General features: G+C 73.4%; 18 protein-coding genes. 8 read left to right on the top strand and 10 right to left on the bottom strand.

The window, feature by feature from the left end; translation table 11 throughout:
- Positions 1–112: 112 nt before the first annotated feature.
- The gene (locus ACBR40_RS16710) at positions 113–439 is read right to left on the bottom strand and encodes a putative quinol monooxygenase (RefSeq protein ID WP_344204611.1); all 327 of its coding nucleotides are present in this window, start codon (positions 437–439) and stop codon (positions 113–115) included.
- Between the two features lie 226 nt (positions 440–665).
- On the opposite strand from ACBR40_RS16710, the gene ACBR40_RS16705 reads away from it, so the two are divergent.
- From ACBR40_RS16705 to ACBR40_RS16680, 6 genes are all read left to right on the top strand, one after another.
- Entirely contained in the window at positions 666–1,679 is a 1,014-nt protein-coding gene (locus ACBR40_RS16705; protein ID WP_371249303.1) for an ABC transporter substrate-binding protein, read from the top strand.
- The gene (locus ACBR40_RS16700; protein ID WP_344204607.1) at positions 1,676–2,482 is read left to right on the top strand and encodes an ABC transporter ATP-binding protein; all 807 of its coding nucleotides are present in this window, start codon (positions 1,676–1,678) and stop codon (positions 2,480–2,482) included. Before ACBR40_RS16705 ends, ACBR40_RS16700 begins: the two co-directional genes overlap by 4 nt.
- On the top strand, positions 2,475–3,350 hold the full coding sequence (locus ACBR40_RS16695) for an ABC transporter permease (RefSeq protein ID WP_344204606.1): 876 nt from the start codon (positions 2,475–2,477) through the stop codon (positions 3,348–3,350). Before ACBR40_RS16700 ends, ACBR40_RS16695 begins: the two co-directional genes overlap by 8 nt.
- Positions 3,347–4,672, top strand: a complete 1,326-nt coding sequence (locus tag ACBR40_RS16690) for an LLM class flavin-dependent oxidoreductase (protein WP_371249302.1) — start codon at positions 3,347–3,349, stop codon at positions 4,670–4,672. Before ACBR40_RS16695 ends, ACBR40_RS16690 begins: the two co-directional genes overlap by 4 nt.
- Positions 4,673–4,700: 28 nt before the next feature.
- Positions 4,701–5,210: an NADPH-dependent FMN reductase gene (locus ACBR40_RS16685; RefSeq protein ID WP_329582285.1), complete on the top strand. Its 510-nt coding sequence runs from the start codon at positions 4,701–4,703 to the stop codon at positions 5,208–5,210.
- 111 nt (positions 5,211–5,321) lie between these two features.
- On the top strand, positions 5,322–8,225 hold the full coding sequence (locus ACBR40_RS16680; RefSeq protein WP_371249301.1) for a M36 family metallopeptidase: 2,904 nt from the start codon (positions 5,322–5,324) through the stop codon (positions 8,223–8,225).
- Between the two features lie 48 nt (positions 8,226–8,273).
- Here the strand turns inward: ACBR40_RS16680 and ACBR40_RS16675 are convergent, their stop codons facing one another.
- Positions 8,274–8,675, bottom strand: coding sequence for a hypothetical protein (locus ACBR40_RS16675; protein ID WP_371249300.1), 402 nt, complete (start codon positions 8,673–8,675; stop codon positions 8,274–8,276).
- Between the two features lie 130 nt (positions 8,676–8,805).
- Positions 8,806–10,089 (bottom strand): serine hydrolase domain-containing protein, encoded by a 1,284-nt coding sequence (locus ACBR40_RS16670; RefSeq protein ID WP_371249299.1) that lies wholly within the window; start codon positions 10,087–10,089, stop codon positions 8,806–8,808.
- Between the two features lie 272 nt (positions 10,090–10,361).
- Between ACBR40_RS16670 and ACBR40_RS16665 the strand changes: the two genes are divergently transcribed.
- Positions 10,362–10,550: a hypothetical protein gene (locus tag ACBR40_RS16665; RefSeq protein WP_344204598.1), complete on the top strand. Its 189-nt coding sequence runs from the start codon at positions 10,362–10,364 to the stop codon at positions 10,548–10,550.
- A gap of 71 nt (positions 10,551–10,621) precedes the next feature.
- On the opposite strand, the gene ACBR40_RS16660 is transcribed toward ACBR40_RS16665, so the two are convergent.
- The 3 genes from ACBR40_RS16660 to ACBR40_RS16650 all read right to left on the bottom strand — a co-directional run bounded on the left by ACBR40_RS16660 (position 10,622) and on the right by ACBR40_RS16650 (position 13,867).
- Complete coding sequence (locus ACBR40_RS16660; RefSeq protein ID WP_344204596.1) at positions 10,622–12,043, bottom strand: vanadium-dependent haloperoxidase; 1,422 nt, start codon at positions 12,041–12,043, stop codon at positions 10,622–10,624.
- Positions 12,044–12,124: 81 nt separating this feature from the next.
- The gene (locus ACBR40_RS16655) at positions 12,125–13,141 is read right to left on the bottom strand and encodes an endonuclease/exonuclease/phosphatase family protein (RefSeq protein WP_371249298.1); all 1,017 of its coding nucleotides are present in this window, start codon (positions 13,139–13,141) and stop codon (positions 12,125–12,127) included.
- A gap of 18 nt (positions 13,142–13,159) precedes the next feature.
- Complete coding sequence (locus ACBR40_RS16650; RefSeq protein WP_371249297.1) at positions 13,160–13,867, bottom strand: CBS domain-containing protein; 708 nt, start codon at positions 13,865–13,867, stop codon at positions 13,160–13,162.
- A 240-nt stretch (positions 13,868–14,107) separates the two neighbouring features.
- Here ACBR40_RS16650 and ACBR40_RS16645 point away from each other — a divergent pair, with 240 nt between their 5' ends.
- Entirely contained in the window at positions 14,108–14,566 is a 459-nt protein-coding gene (locus tag ACBR40_RS16645; protein WP_344204590.1) for a hemerythrin domain-containing protein, read from the top strand.
- Here the strand turns inward: ACBR40_RS16645 and ACBR40_RS16640 are convergent.
- From ACBR40_RS16640 to ACBR40_RS16625, 4 genes are all read right to left on the bottom strand, one after another.
- Positions 14,523–16,016 carry a nitronate monooxygenase gene (locus ACBR40_RS16640; protein WP_371249296.1) on the bottom strand — a complete coding sequence of 498 codons (1,494 nt, stop codon included), beginning with the start codon at positions 16,014–16,016 and terminating at the stop codon, positions 14,523–14,525. The two genes, ACBR40_RS16645 and ACBR40_RS16640, sit on opposite strands and share 44 nt — an antisense overlap.
- Entirely contained in the window at positions 16,009–17,028 is a 1,020-nt protein-coding gene (locus tag ACBR40_RS16635) for a nitroreductase family protein (RefSeq protein WP_344204586.1), read from the bottom strand. Before ACBR40_RS16635 ends, ACBR40_RS16640 begins: the two co-directional genes overlap by 8 nt.
- Before the next feature lie 120 nt (positions 17,029–17,148).
- Positions 17,149–17,940 carry an SAM-dependent methyltransferase gene (locus ACBR40_RS16630; protein WP_344204584.1) on the bottom strand — a complete coding sequence of 264 codons (792 nt, stop codon included), beginning with the start codon at positions 17,938–17,940 and terminating at the stop codon, positions 17,149–17,151.
- Between the two features lie 57 nt (positions 17,941–17,997).
- Complete coding sequence (locus tag ACBR40_RS16625; RefSeq protein ID WP_371249295.1) at positions 17,998–18,774, bottom strand: PP2C family serine/threonine-protein phosphatase; 777 nt, start codon at positions 18,772–18,774, stop codon at positions 17,998–18,000.
- Positions 18,775–18,968 lie beyond the last annotated feature (194 nt).

Genomic DNA, 18,968 nt, shown 5'->3' with positions numbered 1-18,968 from the left:
CCGACTCCGGCGGCCAGGCGAGCCCGCCCGACCCGCGCGAGTTCACGCCGCGGGCCGGGCGGGAGCCGTTCGAGCTGTTCGCCTACGGCGACGTGTAGGAGGTAGGGCCGGGTCAGTCCTTCACGGCCATCTCGCCGAGCTCGGACCAGTCGTCCTGCGGCACCGTGGTGTTGACGATGCGCGGCGTCTCCACGAGGTACTGCGGCAGATCCCGTCGGGCCTGCTCGAAGTGCGGCGACTGCACGTGCGCCGCCCCGGCCGCGTCGTCGCGGAACGCCTCCACCAGGACGTACTCGGCCGGGTCGTCAAGGCTGCGCGACCAGTCGAACCACAGGCAGCCGGGCTCGGCGCGGGTCGCCTCGGTGAACTCCCCGGTGATCTCCGGCCAGCGGTCGGCGTGCTCCGGCTTGACGCGGAACTTCGCGGTAATGAAGATCATCGAGCCTCCCTGATCGAGTGTGTCGTACGAGATCGAGTAATTTCATGCATGTCCAGTAGGAAAAGTTGACTTTCAGAAAGGAGGGCCGTAGCTTCGTACGCATGAGCCAGGGCCTCTACCTGACCCGGCGCCCGCACGTGGACCACGGCCACGTCGCCAGCGCGCAGTGTCGCTGATCACGCACCCAGGAACCCCTCACTCCCTCCCCCCGACGAGGAACCCCACCGTGATCAAGACCAGACATGCCCTCATGGCCGCGTTGCTGCCCGCCGTCCTGGCGGGCTGCGGCGGCGCCGAGGCGACCACCGGAACGTCGGAGGTGAAGGTGCTGCGCTACCAGGGCAGCCCCGGCGCCGTCACCTACGCCGAGCTGGCCGAGGAGCTCGGCTACCTCGGCGACCTCAAGCTCAAGTGGGTGGGCAACACCACCTCCGGCCCCCAGGACATCCAGTCGGCCGCCACCGGCCAGACCGACTTCGGCGGCGCGTTCAACGGCGCGATCGTCAAGCTCAAGGCCGCCAGGGCCCCCATCAAGGCAGTGGTCGGCTACTACGGCTCCGACCAGGACACCTTCAACGGCTACTACGTCAAGGACGACAGCCCGATCAGGACCGCCCGCGACCTCATCGGCAAGAAGATCGGCGTCAACACGCTCGGCGCGCACCACGAGGCCGTCATCAAGGAATACCTCAAGCGCCAGGGCCTGACCCCCGACGAGATCAAGCAGGTCCAGCTCGTGGTGATCCCGCCGGTCAACACCGAGCAGGCCGTCCGGCAGGGACAGCTCGACGCGGGCACCCTCGGCGGCGTGCTCAGGGACAAGGCGCTCGAACGCGGCGGCCTGCGGCCGCTGTTCACCGACGTGGACCTGTTCGGCCCCTTCACCGCCGGCTCGATCGTGCTGCGCGAGGACTTCATCGCCGACAACCCGACCACCACCAGGACGTTCGTGACCGGCTTCGCCAAGGCCGTCGCCTGGGCGCAGACGCACTCGCGGGCCGAGGTCGTCGGCACGTTCGAGCGGATCATCGCCAAGCGCGGCCGGAACGAGAGCGCCGAGACCGTCCGCTTCTGGAAGAGCACCGGCATCGCCGGCAAGGGCGGCGTCATCGCCCCGAAGGAGTTCGCCACCTGGATCGACTGGCTCACCCGCGAGGGCGAGCTGCGCCCCGGCCAGGTCGAGCCGGACGACCTCTACACCAACGCGTTCAACCCCTACGCCGCCGGGAGCGCCTCATGACCGAGATCGGCATCCGCAACGTCACCAAGACCTTCCACGTCAGGGACGCCGCCGAGCCGTTCACCGCGCTGTCCGGGGTGGACCTCGACGTGCGCGCGGGCGAGTTCCTCGCGCTCGTCGGGCCGAGCGGCTGCGGCAAGTCCACCCTGCTCGACCTGGTCGCGGGGCTCACCCCGCCGACGTCCGGGCAGATCCTGATCGACGGCGACCCCGTCACCGGACCCGGCCTCGACCGGGGCGTGGTCTTCCAGCAGTACGCGCTGTTCCCGTGGCGCACCGCGCAGGCGAACGTCGAGTTCGGCCTGGAGGCCAAGGCCGTGCCGAGGCGGGAGCGGGCGGCGCGGGCGCGCGAGCACCTGGCGCTGGTGGGCCTCGCCGGGTTCGAGGACCGCTACCCGCACGAGCTGTCCGGCGGCATGCGCCAGCGCGTCGCCATCGCCCGCAGCCTCGCCTTCGACCCCGACGTGCTGCTCATGGACGAGCCGTTCGCCGCGCTCGACGCGCAGACCCGCGAGTCGCTGCAGGAGGAGCTGGTCCGCGTCTGGCAGCACACCGGCAAGACGGTCATCTTCATCACGCACGGCATCGACGAGGCCGTCTACCTGGGGCAGCGGGTCGCCGTCATGACCTCGCGGCCCGGCCGGATCAAGGAGATCGTCGAGGTCGCGTTCGACTCGCGCGAGGGCGACCTGCGCGCCGACCCGGCCTTCGGCGAGTACCGTCACCACATCTGGACGCTGCTGCGCGACGAGGTCGCCGCAGCGCAGGTGCAGGAGCGAGAGGTGGCGATCACCCATGGCTGACACCCGCGCCGCACTGCCCGGCGACCTCCACTGGTACGACCTCCCTGACGACGAGGCCGACGACGACTCCAAGGACGACGTTGCGCCGCCCACCCGGCGGCGCGGTCGGCTGCCCGCGTGGCTGCGCAGGGCCGGGGTCAACACGGTCGCCGTGCTGCTCCTCCTCGCCGCCTGGGAGATCCTGCCGAGGACCGGCGTCGTGGACCCGGTGTTCGTCCCCCCGCTCTCGGACGACCTCGCCGCCTGGTACGACCTCCTCGTCACCGGCAGCCTCCCCGAGCACCTGGGGGCGTCGCTGGGCCGCTCCCTGGCCGGCTTCGGCCTGGCCGTCGTGCTCGCCATCCCGCTCGGGCTGCTCATCGGGTGGTACCGCCCGGTCGCCGACCTGCTGACGCCCCTGCTGGAGCTGTTCCGCAACACCTCGGCGGTGGCGCTGCTGCCGGTGTTCACGCTGATCCTCGGCATCGGCGAGCCCGCCAAGGTCTCCTTCGTGCTGTACGCCTGCTCGTGGCCCATCCTGCTCAACACGATCAGCGGCGTGAAGACCGTCGAGCCCCTGCTCGTGAAGTCCGCCAGGTCCATGGGCCTCGGCCCGTTCCGGCTGTTCCAGAAGGTGATCCTGCCCGCCGCCGTGCCCGCGATCTTCACCGGCGTGCGGCTGGCCGGCGCGACCTCCATCCTCGTGCTGCTGTTCGCCGAGATGGTCGGCGCGAAGGCCGGCCTCGGCTACCTCATCCTCGACACCCAGTCCAGCTTCCGCATCCCCGACATGTACGCGGGGATCATCACCATCTCCGTCCTCGGCCTGCTGCTGAACCTGCTCCTGGTCGCCGCCGAGCGCCGCTTCTCCACCTGGAGGACCACGTGACGAGAAAGCTCCACCTCAACGCCTTCCTCATGGGCGTCGGCCATCACGAGGCAGCCTGGCGGCACCCGAGCACCGAACCGGCCCGCCTCACCGACGTCCGGCACTACCAGGAGCTGGCCAGGATCGCCGAGCGCGGCACGCTCGACTCGGTGTTCCTCGCCGACGGGCTCGCCCTGCAGGGGCACGTCGGGCACAACGCGCTCGGCGGCCTCGAACCCCTCACCCTGCTGGCCGCCCTGGCCGCCGTCACCGACCACGTCGGGCTCATCGCGACCGTGTCCACGACGTACAACGAGCCCTTCCACGTGGCGCGCAAGTTCGCCTCGCTCGACCACATCAGCGGCGGCCGGGCCGGCTGGAACATCGTCACCTCCGCGGGCGAGGCCGAGGCCCGCAACTTCGGCGTCGAACGCCCCCCACACGCCGCCCGCTACGCCCGCGCGGAGGAGTTCCTGGACGTCGTGCTCAAGCTCTGGGACAGCTGGGAGGACGACGCCGTCGTCCGTGACCGCGTGGCCGGCCGCTACGCCGACACCGGCAAGATCCACGCCATCGAGCACGAGGGCGCGCACTTCGCCGTCCGCGGCCCGCTCAACGCCTCCCGCCCGCCCCAGGGCCATCCGCTGCTGGTGCAGGCCGGGTCGTCGGAGGACGGCAAGGACTTCGCGGCCCGCTACGCCGAGGCCGTCTTCACCGCCCAGCAGACCCTTGAGGAGGGGCGGGAGTTCTACGCCGACCTGAAGCGCCGGGTCGCCGCCCGTGGCCGGCGCCCCGAGGAGGTGCTGGTGCTGCCCGGCATCTCGCCGATCATCGGCTCGACCGAGCGGGAGGCGCTGCGGCTGGAGAAGGAGCTGGAGGACCTGATCGTCCCCGCGTACGGGCTGGCACAGCTCGGCCAGATGACCGGCATCGAGCTCACCGAGGACGACCTGGACCGGGAGCTGCCCGACGTGCCGGTCGAGACGGAGGGCGCGCAGAGCCGGCGCAAGCTCGTCGTCGAGCTGGCCAGGCGCGAGCGCCTCACGGTCCGGCGGCTCCTCGCCCGCCTGGCCGGGGGCCGCGGCCACCGGGTCGTCGCAGGGACGCCCGAGCAGATCGCCGACCAGATCCAGGAGTGGTTCGAGGGCGGCGCGGCCGACGGCTTCAACGTGATGCCGCCGATCCTGCCGCACGGCCTGTCCGACTTCGTCGACCACGTGGTGCCCGAGCTGCGGGCGCGGGGGCTGTTCCGGCACGCGTACGAGGGCCGCACCCTCCGCGAGAACTACGGCCTGCCCCGCCCGGCCTCGCGCTACGCCAAGGACCTGGTGGCCGCCGGATGACCACCACCTCACGCCAGGAGGCGAACCCATGACCGTTCTCACCGTCGTCGGCAACCCGAGGGCGGGTTCGCGCACCGAGGCCGTGGCCGTCGCGGCGGCCGAGGCGGTCGCCGCCCGGCTCGGCGCGTCCCTGCCGCACGAGCTGGCCGACCTGTCGGCGCTCGGCCCCCACCTGCTGGCCCCCGCCGCCTCCCCGGGGGTGGAGGCGGCGCTGGGGCTGGTGGCGGAGGCGGACGTGCTCGTCGTCGCGAGCCCCACCTACAAGGGCACCTACACGGGGCTGCTGAAGGCGTTCCTCGACCGGCTGCCCCCGGCCGCGCTGGCCGGGAAGACCGCGCTGCCGCTGCTGGTCATGGGCGACCCGAAGCACGCGCTGGCGGTCGAGGTGCACCTGCGCCCGCTGCTGGTCGAACTGGGCGCCACCGTGCCGACGCCCGGCCTGGCCTTCCTGGAGTCACAGCTCCCGGACCTGGAGGCCGTGGTGTCCGCCTGGGCCGACCGCGTCGCGCCGCAGGTCCGCCTGCCCGCGGCGACGTAGGCCCGCGCCCGTCCCCCCGGACCGGGATCTTGTCAGGCAGTCAACACGGTGTTACCTCTGGCGGAGGGCGCGCGTGATCCGCGCGTCCTCCGCCGGCCAGAGAGGACCAACGTGTCGTCAAAGTCCTGGTTACGCAGCAGCACCCTCCTCGCCGCCGCGCTCGTCGCGGCCGCACTGTCTCCCGTGGGACCGGCCCGGGGCGAACCCGGCGGGCAGGCCCCCGTCCACGACTTCCAGGCCGAGCAGCACGCCAAGCCCGACGTGGACAACCGTCAGGGCCGGGTCGAGCCGCCGCCCGGCGCGACCGCCCGCAGGGCCGGCCCCGCCGCCGAGATCCGCTGGAACAAGCTCGGCACCCCGGCCGCCGTCGTCGGCGCCGAACCCCTCGCCCAGGGTCTCGGCGCCGATCCCGAGCAGGCCGCCCGCGCCTACCTGAAGGCGAACGAGAGCGTCTTCGGCCTGTCCGCCGAGGCCGTCGACGCGCTGGAGAAGGTCGCGGTCAACCCCATCGGCGACGGCGCGGCCGTCCTGCTGCGGCAGCGTTTCGGCGGCCTGCCGGCGGGGGTGGACGGCCTGGTCGCCGTCGGCGTGGTGAACGGCGCCGTCCGGTCCGTCACCTCCTCGCTGTCACGTGCCACGCAGGAGCCCCCGGCCGCCGCGATCAGCGAGCGGCAGGCGCTGGAGATCGCGGCCAGGGACGGCGGCATCGACCTCGCCACGGCCGTCACCCAGAAGGTCACGGCGGTGGCGGTGCCCGCGCCGGACGGCGTGCACCGGGCCTACCAGGTCGTGCTGATCGGCGGCGCGGACGGCGAGCCCGCGGCGTACACGACGCACGTGGACGCGGTCAGCGGCGCGGTCCTCACCCGCGAGAACCTGGTCGACCACTTCGACCCCGAGAACCCGAAGTGGGGGGTGTTCCCCGCCACCCCGCGCGGCGACTACTACTCCTCCGCCGACACCCGCCAGACCTGGTGCCACACCGCCGGCCCCGGCTGCGACCTCGCCACCGGCGGCGACGCGGCGACCGGCAGGGCATGGGACGTGGACCACGCCACCGGCGAGCCGACCAGCACGAGCCTCGGCAACGCGGCCCGCACCTACGAGAACCGCGCCAGCGGCGACGCGTTCACCGTCGGCACCCGCTCCAACGTGCTCACCCCGAGCAGGAACTACGTCTACCCGTGGCGCAACGCCTGGTACACCGCCAAGTGCGACCCGGCCGCGCTCGACCAGCCCGGCGAGGCCGACCTGGAGGCGGCCATCGCCAACCTCAACGCCATGCACAACCGCATGCACGACTGGTCCTACCGGCTGGGCTTCACCGAGTCGGCGTGGAACATGCAGACCGACAACGGCGGGCGCGGCGGCCTCGGCGGCGACCCCGAGCAGGGCAACGCCCAGGCGGGGGCGCGGGTGGCGTCCGTACGCGACAACGCCAACCAGATCACCGGTCCTGACGGCACCGCGCCGATCACGAACATGTACTTGTGGCAGCCGATCGCCGGCTCCTTCTACGGGCCCTGTGTGGACGGCGACTACGACATGTCGGTCATCGCCCACGAGTACTCGCACGCCATCTCCGGCCGTATGATCGGCGGCCCGAACGCCGGCTGGAGCGGGGCCCAGGCGGGCGCCATGAACGAGAGCACCTCCGACCTGTTCGCCATGGAGTACCTCTACGAGTACGCCTTCCGCCCGGCGGGCGCGACCCCGTACGTGATCGGCGGCTACGTCACCGGCGACAAGCAGCGCGGCATCCGCAACTACGACATGTCGAAGTCGCTGCTCAACTACAGCGACCTCAACTACGACCTGGTGGGCCAGCAGGTCCACGCCGACGGCGAGATCTGGACGGCCACCCAGTTCGACGTGCGGGCGGCCTTCGTCAAGCGCTACGGCTCCGGCACGGACAAGCTCCAGCGCTCCTGCGCCGACGGCCGCACGCCGGTCGAGCGCTGCCCCGGCAACCGCCGCTGGGCGCAGCTCTCCTTCGACGCGCTGCTGCTGATGGCCTCGGGCGCGGTCACGTACGTCGACCACCGCGACGCCCTGCTCGCCGCCGACGCGATCCGCTTCGGCGGCGCGAACCAGGACATCATGTGGCGCGCGTTCGCCGAGCACGGTCTGGGCCGTGACGCGGCGAGCACCGGCCCGAACGACGGCGAGGCGACCCCGAGTTTCGTCAACCCGGCGGGTAAGAACGGCTCGCTGCGGCTGAAGCCGCTCGGCGAGGCGAAGGACGCGGCGCTGCGCCTCTACGTCGGCGACTACGAGGCCCGCGCCGTCCCGGTCGCCGACACCGACCCGGCCACCCCGCTCGGCGACACCGTGGAGATGACGCCGGGCGTCTACGACTTCGTGGTGGCCGGCGCCGGGTTCGGGCACCGGCGGCTGACGTTCGCGGTGCTGCCGGGCGTGACGCTGCCGCTGGCCCTGCCGCTGACCCGCAACCTCGCCGCGGCGGCGAGCGGCGCGACGGCGAGCGGCGACGGCGTCAACCAGGCCAAGCTCATCGACGAGACCGAGGCCACGAACTGGGCCTCGCTCTCCGGCGCGCCGGCCGGCAAGTCGGTGGTCGTGGACCTCGCGGGCGACGAGCCCGTCACGGTCCGCAGGGTCCAGGTGAGCGCCATGCTCCGGCCCGCGGTGACCGACCCGGCCGACCCCGGCGGGCAGAACCGCTTCTCCGCCCTGCGCGCCTTCGAGGTGCTGGCCTGCAGCGCGAACTGCGCCGACCCGGCCGGCTTCACCAGGATCCACACCAGCAAGAAGGACGTGTTCGACACCGCGCTGCCGCGCCCGCGCGGCTCGGACCTGCTGATCAAGTCGTTCGACGTGCGCCCGGCCAAGGCCACGCACCTGATGCTGCGCGTGGTCAGCACCCAGTGCACCGGCAACCCGCTGTACGCGGGGGAGCAGGACGCCGACCCGACCTCCGCGACGGACTGCGCCACGGCGAGCCCGCAGCGGGAGCAGGTGCGGGCCGCCGAGTTCCAGGCGTTCACGCACTGACGCCGAACGGCCAGAGGCCCGGCGTTCGCCGGGCCTCTGATCGATCCATCAGTAGATGCGGTACTTCTTGCCGCAGTTGTCGAACTTGCCGGCCCAGCAGGTGAACGTGTAGATCTTCTTGATCCCCCGGCCGTTCCAGGCGCCGGCCACCTTGCCGTCGAAGGCGTGGTTGAAGCGGTGCCAGGAGCCGTTCTTGTAGTACTCGAACCAGACCCAGCCCTTCTTGCCGCCGCGCTTGTCCACCCCGTACCACTTCGTGTAGACCTTGCCGTGCTGCTTCCAGGTCTTGCCGATGGTGTAGGCCTTGTGGTCGCTCGAGAAGAACTTGCCCCAGGTGGTGACGTGGGCGCTCGCGGTCGTCGAGCTGGTCGCCTGGGCGGCGGGGGCGACGGCGAGGCCGGTCAGGGCCATCGAGCCGGCGATGGTCGCCATGGCGAGGGTCTTGCGCATTGTGGGTTCCTCCCCGTGTCGGTGCTGCCGGGTGCTGTCCGGCAGCACGGACATTACGGAGATAGCGGGAGATCTTCTGTGCAGGAATCCACACGACGGAGGTGACCCACGACACACCCGCGGCCCGGCGTCACGGCCGGACCGGCATCCCCCGGTCGGCGCGGAACGGCAGGAACGACGCCTCGGAGGCCGTCCTCGCGGTGGGGGCGTCCCCGGCGAAGTCCGACCCGCAGAGCGCCACCAGCAGGTGCCTGGCCTGGGCGATGTCCATCTCGTGCAGCACGATGCCGCCTTCGTCGATCTGCTGATACTTCGTGCGGTTGACGCCGTACGAGATCAGCCGTTCGCCGTCCTCGCTGGCCAGCGACTGCGTGGCCATGCCGAACACACCGCCGTCGTGCCCCCAGAACCGGCCGCAGGGCAGGTCGGCCGCGTAGATGCCGAGGCCGTAGTCCATGGTGTAGCCGGCCGCCAGCACCGGCACCGTCGTGCGCATCTCGGCGAGCTGCGCGGGAGGCAGCAGTTCGCCGCGCAGCAGCGCCCGGTAGAACTTGTTGAGGTCGTCCATGGTGGAGGTGATCGCCCCGGCCGTGCTCGCCCACGACATGTCGTAGACGCTGAAGTCGCGGGGCGGGTCGAAGAAGCCGTACCACGACTCGTACGCGCCGGAGTGCGGCCCCGGGATGTGCGGCGAGCGCGGGAACGACGTGTGCCGCAGGCCCGCCTTCCTGATCACGTGCCGGGTGATGTGATCGGCGGCGTCGCCGCCGGTCACCTTCTCCAGCAGCAGGCCGGCGAGCACGTAGTTGGTGTTCGAGTACGACCCGGGAAGCGCCCCCGGCTCCCCGGTCGGCGTGGCGGCCAGGCCCATCCTGACCAGTTCTCTGGGGGCGACGCGGCGGAAGCGGTTGTCGTCCAGGCTCTTGACCGAGCCCTCCTGCAGCGAGGGGAACGCCGGGAGGATGTAGTCGGCGATGTGGCTGGTGTGGTTCAGCAGCATCCGCACCGTGATCCGCCGGCCGCGCTCGCCGGGGACGAGGTCGGGCAGGTAGCGGCCCACCGGCGCGTCCAGCTCGATCGTGCCCCGCGCGACCTGCTGCAGGATCGCGACCGACACGAACGTCTTGGTGATGCTGCCGATCCGGTGCACCATGTCGGGCCGGACGGGGCGGCCGGTGGCGACGTCGGCCACGCCGGACGCGCCCTTCCACGTCCGGCCGCCGTCGCGGACCTCCGAGTAGATGCCGTACATGCCGGCGGCGTGGACCGCGTCCAGCGTCCGGTCGAGCGCCTGCCGGTCCGGCCCGCCGGCCGCGTGCGCCGGTCCGGCCAGGGTGCCTGCCGCGAGCAGCGCGCCCATCGCGGCGGCCAGGGCCGCGCGCGGGGCGCTCGTGGGGAATCGGCGAGAAGTCATGGCCTCAGCATGCGCGGGCGAGGGTCGTGCGGATAAGTCGGCGATGTCACCGGTTGGGGATGACAGGGATCATGCCCCGGCGATGACATCTTTCTTGCTCCGGAGAAGAAGACAACAAACTCCGAGTGGTGAATTTGTCACCCTGAGTGCGCGAGGTGGCGGTGGCCGAATCCCGGACGGGGATGCGACGCTGCTGCCACCGCCCCGGCCGGCCTGCGAACGGGCGGCCGGGGCGGATTCCTCCGCAGTGCTCACGAAGGAAGGAATGCGACATGACTCAGGACGCCGGCCGCGTCGCGGCCAAGCGGATCAACGACCACGTGGAGCTCGTCCACGCCGACCACCCCGAGCTGGTGTTCGAGGTGCCCAGGCGGGACTGGGAGGCGTTCACCACGGCGGTCAAGTCGGGCGCGTTCGATCTCGGGACGCTGGAGCGCCTGGCCGCGGAGAACGTGGCCTGACCAGCCACTCTCCCGGTCTTCCCAAGGCGCCCGCCCCCACCGCGGGGGGCGGGCGCCGTCCATGTGGCCGGTCAGCCGCGGCCCGTCCAGTACGCGGCCGCGCGCTTCCACGCCGCGTCGCCGACCGCGCGGCCGAGCGCCCGGCCCTCCTGGTCGCCCGCCCTGAAGTGGATGCCGCCGTAGCGGCGCGAGAGCCCCGCCTGCTCGGCGGCCTCGCTGTAGGTGCGCCAGCGCAGCGTCACGTCCTGCGCCGGCGTCACCCCGGGCTCCACCTTCGACGACCCGGCCGCGACGACGGCCTGACCGCCGAAGACGTCGCTGCCGGTGAAGCGCCGCAGCACCTCGGCCGCCGCCGCGCTGAACGTGCTGTGGCCCGAGACGTACTCGCCGAACGGCGGCGTCGGGAACGTCGCCGGCTGGTAGGGCACCCACAGCGCCCCGTCCACGGTCCGCCCGCCCCACGTCGGGATCCGCTGCCCGCGGTACTGGTCGCGGATCGCGGTGATCGGCCGCCCGCTGTCGTGGTCGCGCTTGACCTCCCAGGCGGCGATCCCGGCGTCCATGCCGGCGTTGGCCAGCGCGAAGAACAGCTTCACGTCCTGGTCGAGCCCGTGCCGGTCGCGCGCCGAGACCTGCTGCGCGAACAGGCACCAGTGACCGGGCGGCGTCTCGCTGGCGGGCCCGTCGGACCAGTAGTCGGCGATCGACTTGCTCCGGTCGTCGAGGGCGGCCGTCGTCGCCACGATCTCGGCCGCCTGCGCCCGCCAGCCGGCCGACCCGTACGGCGCCGGCGCGGGAACGGCGTCGGCCAGCGCCCGCGCCGACCCGCTGAAGGAGGCCACCTGCCCCCAGTGCGGGACCAGGAACGGCGGCGTGACCAGCGCGCCCGCCGCGTTGCGGTAGGTGAGCGGCGCCCACCGGCCCGGCTGCGCGAGCGTGGTGAGCGGCTCGGCGACGACCACGGGGGCGTTGACCGGCGCGTAGCCGGTGGTGTCGGCGTACCCGCCGAGTTGGTTGGAGCCGTCGGCGTGGCGGTGGTCGAGCACGGCCTGGCAGGCGGCCAGGCCGGTCTGCGCCGCCTGGCTGTCCGGGGCGGCCGGGTCGTGACCGAGCTCGGCCATCAGGGCGTCGAACGTCGCGCGCTGCCCCGGATAGAGGTCGGTGGCCGCCAGGTGGACGGCGTAGCTGATGGCCTCGGCCTTGTTCGCCTCGGTGCGCTCGGCGGGCGGCCGGCGAAGCGTGCCGCCGAGCCGGGTGCCGACGGCCACCGCGTCGTAGGCCGCCCACGCGTCGTACGCGCAGGTGTGGGCGATGGCCAGCGCCCGCGACACCATGGGCGGCCCGAGCGTGCCGCCGCGCACGGCCGACAGCAGCGCCTGGTTCCACCGCACCACCAGGGTCGGCCCGCCCGCCCGCGCCGGGACGGCGGTGAGGGCGAGCGTGAGCAGCGTGACCAGCAGCGCGGCGGCAGGGCGGATGGTTCGTAAGTGCATGGATGTGTCCCCTCGGTCGGTTGAGCCCTCGAGGGACGATGCCATCCTCGAACGGATTTTCGAACTAGCCGGAAGGTGACATCACGGCAGCCGGAGCTCGGCGAGCACGCCGCGGTGGTCGGTGCCGGGCACGTCCACGACCTCGACCCGGCGCACCGCCATCCGCTCGTCGGCGAGCACGTGGTCGATGGCGATGATCGGCGGCACCGGCCGGTTGTTCGGCCAGGTCGGCACCAGGCCCTTGCCCACCTGCGCGGCGGCGTCGACGTAGCCGCGTTCCAGCAGCTCGCGGAAGGCCCGGTGGTCGATGCTCGCGTTGAAGTCGCCCGCCAGCACCCGCATGGCGCCCGTCGTGGCGGGCGGCGGCAGCGCGTCCAGGGCGGCGTTCCACCCCGGCTCCTTGCGCCCGAGCGGCGGGTCGGGGTGCACGGCGACGACCTCGACCGCGGCCCCGCCCGGCAGGGTCAGCGCGGCGGCCGGCATGTTGTGGCCGATCGGCCTGAACAGGTCGGGCAGCTCCTTCAGCGGCCGCCGCGCGTAGATGCCGCTGCCGATCGGGCCCGGCGCCTCCTGCAGCACCCGGTACGGCAGCAGCTGCGACAGCCCGGCCGCGTCCAGCCGCTCGGCCTGCTCCGGGCTCAGCTCCAGCGCCGTGAAGACGTCCACGGCCTCGCGGCGCACCAGGTCGACCACGGCCGCGGCGTCGGCCCTGCCGAACAGGTTGACCGTCAGCACCCGCAGCACCGGCCCTGACGCGGCCGGCTGCTCCTCGGCGGTCAGCCGCGGCGCGACGCAGGCGGCCAGCACCACGCAGGCCGTGGCCGCGACCAGCGCCGCCGGGCGGTTGCGGCGGGCGAGCAGCAGCGCGGTCAGCGCCGCGAGCACCGCGCCGTAGAGCGTCACGGTCATCAACTGGGTCAGGAACGACCCCATCTCCAGCCCGCCGGCCCTGATCAGGGCCCAGAAGGCGAGCAGCGTGACGAAAGTCCAGGACATCCACCGCCTGCGCCGCCGCCGCTTCGGCCGTTCCGCCCGCTCCGTCCGCGTCTTCCGCCCGGCTCCGACCGTCGTGCTCACTCCGCCGTCCCGTTCCCGCATGCGATCACAGCTTGAACCTTAAACGGATGAACGGGCGGACGGGCTCCCGCGTCCCTCCCGCCGCCAGGAGAGGGCCGGACGGACGTCCACGACCCCGCCGAGCCCCTTGGCGAGGTGCACGGCGGCCGTCGCCTCGGTGCGGGTCGCGGTGCGGCCGGACAGCGTCACGATGCCGTCCCGCACCTCGACCGTGATGCCGCGCCGGTCGGTCCACCGCTCGGGGATGGCGTCCTCGACCCAGCGCTTGAGCTCGGCGTCGTCCCGCGTGTACGCCTTCAGCAGGTCCCGCCGGCCCACGACGCCCAGCAGCCGCCCCTCCTCGTCCACCACCACCAGCCGCCTGACCCCGCGCGCGTCCATGAGCTGCGCGGCCGTCACCGTGGAGGTCTCCGGCGCGACCGTGACCGGCGGCGACGACATCAGCTCGGCCGCCGTCGCGCCCGCCGCCTTGCGCCGCCCGTCCTCGCCGCGCCCGGCCAGCAGCCGGCGCAGCCGGGCCCGCAGCCGCGGCCGGTAGCCCTCTCCCCGGTACAGCTCCCGGAACTCCTCCTTGCGCAGCAGGTCGGCCTCGGAGACGACGCCGATCACCCGCCGCTGCCCGTCCAGCACCGGCAGGGCGCTCACCCCGCGGCCCACCAGCAGCGCGGCGAGGTCCTTGAACGGCGTCCCCGCCTCGGCCGCGGCCACCCGGGTGGTCATCACGTCCCGCACGCTGATCCGCATCATGATCCGCTCCTACCTCCACCGCCATGGGACCGCACCGGGCCGCCCCGTCCCCAGGGCCGGAAGTCCCCCGGCGCGGAGCTTTGGTCCAGGGCGTTCGCCCTGCTGAGCGGGCTTGCGGGCGGTCGGGACTTAGGACGTACGGCCTCGGGCAGGGGACCTTCGGCCCTGTCCGGGCCGGTCGCCGGTCCGGCAGGCTCGAAGCACGGAGAGGTGACGTCGTCGTCGCAGGAAGGACAGGACATGTGCAACTACTGCGGCTGCCGGGAGTTCCCGCTCATCGGCCGTCTGTCCCAGGAGCACTGGGACATCCAGGAATGCGCCGGCGAGCTGCGGAGGGCCGTCCGCGCCGGACGGCAGGCCGAGGCCGTCGCCCTCCTGGACGAACTGCTCGCCCGGCTGCTCCCGCACACCGCCACCGAGGAGGACGGCCTGTTCGCCGAGCTGCGCGCCGAGGGCACGCTGGCCGCCGAGGTGGAGCGCCTGTGCGCCGAGCACGGGGCCATCCACGGCGTGCTCGCCGCCGTGGACCGGACCGCGCCCGACTGGGCCGCCGTGTCGGCCGCGCTGGACCTGCTGGTGCAGCACATCGACCACGAGGAGCACGGGCTGTTCCCCGCCTCCGTGATCATGCTGCCGCTGTCCACGTGGGACCGCATCACGCCGATCGCCACGGAGCACGCGGCCGGATCCGGGACGTGAGCGGCCCCGCCGGGCGCGCCTGCACGTGGGCCTGGAGCAGGATGTGGGCCACCACGTCGGCGGCCGAGTGCTCCTCGGGCAGGCCGTCGAGGAACCCCGCGTCCTGGCCGAGGGTGAGCAGCGCGGGCTCGGCGTAGCCGTCCGCGCGGTGCTGGCCGAGCCCGATGGCGGCCAGCAGGCCGTTGCACAGGCAGCGCCGCCCCTCCGCCTCCTCGGCGGGCCGGCCCTTGCGGACGTAGACGTCCACCGGCTCGGCGGGGCAGCGGTAGCCGAGCGAGCCGTCCGCCCGCTCGTACGGCGTGCGCAGATAGCCGAGGTCGCACAGCCGGGGACGGGAGTCGTACACCTCGGGGTCCGACAGCGTGCCCGGCACCTCGGCCACCTTGAAGGGGAAGCCGGTGGGCGAGGCCAGCGGGTCGTTGCGGACCTGGAGCGTGCCGGCCGCGGCCCGCTCGCGCAGCCTGCGCCGCAGCCGCGGGTCGAGCCCCGATTCCCGGCACAGCGCGAACGCCGAGCCCACCTGGACGCCGGCCGCGCCCGCCGCCCAGGCCCGTTCCAGGCCGCCGGGCGTGCCGTAGCCGCCGGCCAGCCAGAACGGCAGGCCCAGCGCGGCCACCTTGGCCAGGTCGGGCGCGTCGCGCGGGCCGTACACGGGCTCGCCGGCCTCGTCGAGCGTCATCCGGCCGCGCGGCGGCGCGCTGTGGCCGCCGGCCACCGGCGTCTCGATGACGAACCCGTCCGGCCGGGTCGCGGGGGAGCGGGCCAGGTACGCGGCCAGCACGTGCGACGACACGATCGCCAGCAGCCGGGGCCGGGCGAGCGGCGTCAGGCGGCGGCCGAGCAGCGCGACCGGGTCGAGCCCGACGGTGTGCCCGCCGCCCTCGCCGGCCACGGCGACGGAGATCCGTGCCGGGCGGTGCTCGGCCAGGTCGTCGAGCAGGCGCGGGATCTCGGCCGGGATGCCCGCGCCCACCAGCACGTAGTCCACCCCGGCCAGCAGCGCGCCGTAGGCGGCGGCGGGGGTGGCGAGCTGGATCTTCTCCAGGTAGTTCACGCCCACGGGCCCGTCGTGGCCCTCCTTGGCCAGGAACACCTCGGCGAAGTTGGCCACCACGGCCAGCTCGTCCCGCGCCCTGTTGCCACGCAGGCCGAGCCGCGGCACCGGCCGGTACGGCACCCCTTCGCCCGTGCCGCCCGGCACGAAGTAGCGGGCGAGCACGCGCTCGGCGACCTCGGGCACCGGGAAGCAGGCGAGGGCGCGGCGCAGGTGGCCGCCGGGGTCGCCGCGTTGCAGCCGGCGGGCGAGGGTGACGTCCAGCGCGGTGCCGGACACCACGCCGAGCTGCCCGGTCGCGGCCACGGCGCGGGCCAGCCGCCATCCGGACACGCCGACCCCCATGCCGCCCTGGATCAGCGCAGGCAGCCCGGGAAACAGCCGCGGGTCAGGCACCGCGTGCCTCCCGGCAGTCCAGGACCTCCGCCACGGGACGCCGGGGCACGCGCGGGACCGGCGGGCCGTAGCCCAGCCTGATCAGCATCTGCACGTGCCCGAACGGGCCGCCGGTCCGGTCGCCGCGGTGCTGCGGCGGGCGCAGGTCGAGCGGCTGGCTGAACAGCGACGCCGCCACCCCGCGCGCGGTGGCCGTGAGCAGCACCCGCTGGAGCGCCTGCCCGGCGCGCAGCCAGTCGCGTGGCCCGTCGCCGCGTGTGAACAGGGCCGCGAGCTGCGGCTCCGGCTCGAACTCCGCGGTCCCGGCGTGCCGGCCGAAGTCGCGCATCGGCAGCCGGCCGTCGCGCGGCCGGGGGCCCGCGGCGTGCTCGGGCACCCCGTCGGCCCGCGCGTCCGGCCCGGTCCAGCGGGCCAGCTCGTCCCGGTACGCCGGATCGTCCGCCAGCGTGTCGTCCGCCATGGCGATCAGCTCCAGCACCCGCCGCGCGGTGCGCCCCGAGACCGGCACCAGCGTCGCGGACTCGGCGTGCGCGGCGTGCACCAGGGCGACGACGACCTCCCGCGGCACCGGCCGGTCGTCGAAGGGGAAACGGTTGGTGCGCCGGTGCGGGATCATGTCGTGCAGCAGCTGCTCGTCCGCCGTGGGCGGCTCGCCGGGCACGGCGTGCACGGTGGCCAGCAGGTCGGGCCGGTGGGCCGGGTCGGGCAGGATCCTGACACGGGCGTCGTGCCCGGTCACCCGCACCGCGAGCCGCAGGTTGTACAGCGCGGCCCCGCAGCTCAGGCCGAGCCCGCGCCCCATCGGGTCGGTGACGGTCAGCAGCCGGTCGAGGTCGGCGTACAGCTCCATGGTGGCGTCGTCGGCGCGGTGGAAGCGCCACGGCTGGGTGTTGTGCACGGACGGCGCGGCGGCGGCGGCGCCCACGACCGCGCACACGTCGGCGGCGGACGCGAACGGCGGCTCCAGAGTGGCGGCCCGCGCGCGGCGGCCGCCCGCGCCGGGATCGGTCACCGGGGCACCCCCGGCACAGCGGTAACAGCGGACATGGGATCACCATCCCGCGCCCGGCCGGGCCGGCGGCAGGGACCAAAGTCCCTCGTATCGGGTCCCTTTAGCCCAATCGGGGGAGGATCACCGCTTACGGCCGACGCCGCCGTACATCCAGGCGGGCTCGTCAGGGAAGAGCGGGGTGTCGTGCCACTCGGAGACCGCGACGAGGCCCGGCTCCACCAGGTCGAACCCGTCGAAGTAGCGGGCGATCTGCTCGCCGGTGCGCGGGGTGCGGTGCATGGCCTGATGCGCGGTGGCGGCCAGGTAGTCCTCGGCCGTCCGCGGCGGCACGAGATCGAGCGTGAGGTGGCTGAGCACGAGGTAGCCGCCCGTGGGGAGGGCGTCGGCGTACGCCTTGACCAGCCCGGCCGGGTCGTCGGCGTCGGAGATGTGCATGAGGATGGCGACCATCATGAGCGCGACCGGCTGCGAGAAGTCGATGATCTCGCGCACCTCGGGATGCTCCAGGATGGCGGCGGGATCGCGCACGTCCGCCTCCAGGTAGGCGGTCCGCCCCTCCTCGGTGCTGGTCAGCAGCGCCCTGGCGTGGGTCATCACGATCGGGTCGTTGTCGACGTAGACCACCCGCGACTCCGGCGCCTCCGCCTGGGCGACCTCGTGGGTGTTGCCCTGGCTCGGGATGCCCGTCCCCAGGTCGAGGAACTGCCGCACGCCCAGCCGCGTCAGGTGGCGCACCGCGCGGCCGAGGAAGGCCCGGTTGTTCCTGGCGCTCTCACGGATGCCCGGCACCGCCGCCATCGTGGCCTCCGCGACCCGGCGGTCGGCCTCGAAGTTGTCCTTGCCGCCCAGCCAGTAGTCGTAGACGCGGGCCGAGTGCGGGATGTTGGGATTGATGCCCGGTGGTGCGCTCATGCCGGAAAATCCTAGATCAAACGGCTCGTCCGGCGCGGCTACTCCCGGCGGACGCCCTCATACCGTCACGAAGTCGGCGATGACCACCGTCGCGTCCTCCTTCGGCTCGACCGCGGCGAGCTCGTCGTAGAGCCGGTCCAGGCACGCGACGGGCGAGGCGCTGCCGGTCAGCAGCTCGGTCACCCGCTTGACGCCGAGCGCCTGCACGACGCCGTCCGACATCATCACCACCCGGTCGCCCGGCCGCACCGCGACGGCGCCGACCTCGGCGTCGATCCCGGCGTTGATTCCAGCGGGCCGGCCGAGGGCGCGCAGCGGCGGCCCGTCGTCGAAGGAGTGCGACGTGGTGAGCGGCGCGGGCGTCCCACCGCGCGGGCAGTGCCAGATCGCGCCGTTGCCGACGTGGGCGAAGCGCAGGCGCGGGCTCTCCCCGCCGTCCAGCACGATCAGGTCCAGGCTGCTGGCCAGGTCGCTCATGGCCGGGTTGCGTGACGCGGCGTTGCGCACGGCGCGATGCGCGGCCTGGACGTAATCGTCCAGGTCCTGCTCGCGCGGGCCCCCGTGCTGCGGACGTCCCGCGATCACGGCCGCCAGCGCCAGGGCGGCGGCCACGTGGCCCGCCTCCGGCCCGGTCCCGCCGTCGGCCGTCGCGACCAGCCGCTCCTGGATGACGTACGCGTCCGACGGCCGCCCGCGCGAACCCTCGAACGTGCCCCCCACCGCCACCAGCCGCGGCCTGGTCACCGGCATGCCCGGCGGCCACTTCCCGCGCCTGCCCTGCACGTTCATCACCGACAGGCATCCGATCAGTATCGAGATCACGAAGAACGTCATGAGGTCCCCTCCCGCCGCGCCCGTCGCGGCACCCGCAAGTAGACGCTCCTGCCACACCGGACGACTGACGGCCGATCAGCCGTCGTAGCGATATGAGGGCCTATAACGGCACATGTCGGCATGACGGCTGTTCGACCGTCATGCCGGGAAAAGCGGCCCGGAGCAGGGTGTGGAGGGGCGGTGCACCCCGCATC

It is taken from the genome of Nonomuraea sp. AD125B (assembly GCF_041402765.1).
GTDB lineage: Bacteria > Actinomycetota > Actinomycetes > Streptosporangiales > Streptosporangiaceae > Nonomuraea > Nonomuraea bangladeshensis.
The sequence above is the reverse complement of the archived record's forward strand: the minus strand, read 5'-3'. Positions and strand labels throughout refer to the sequence as shown.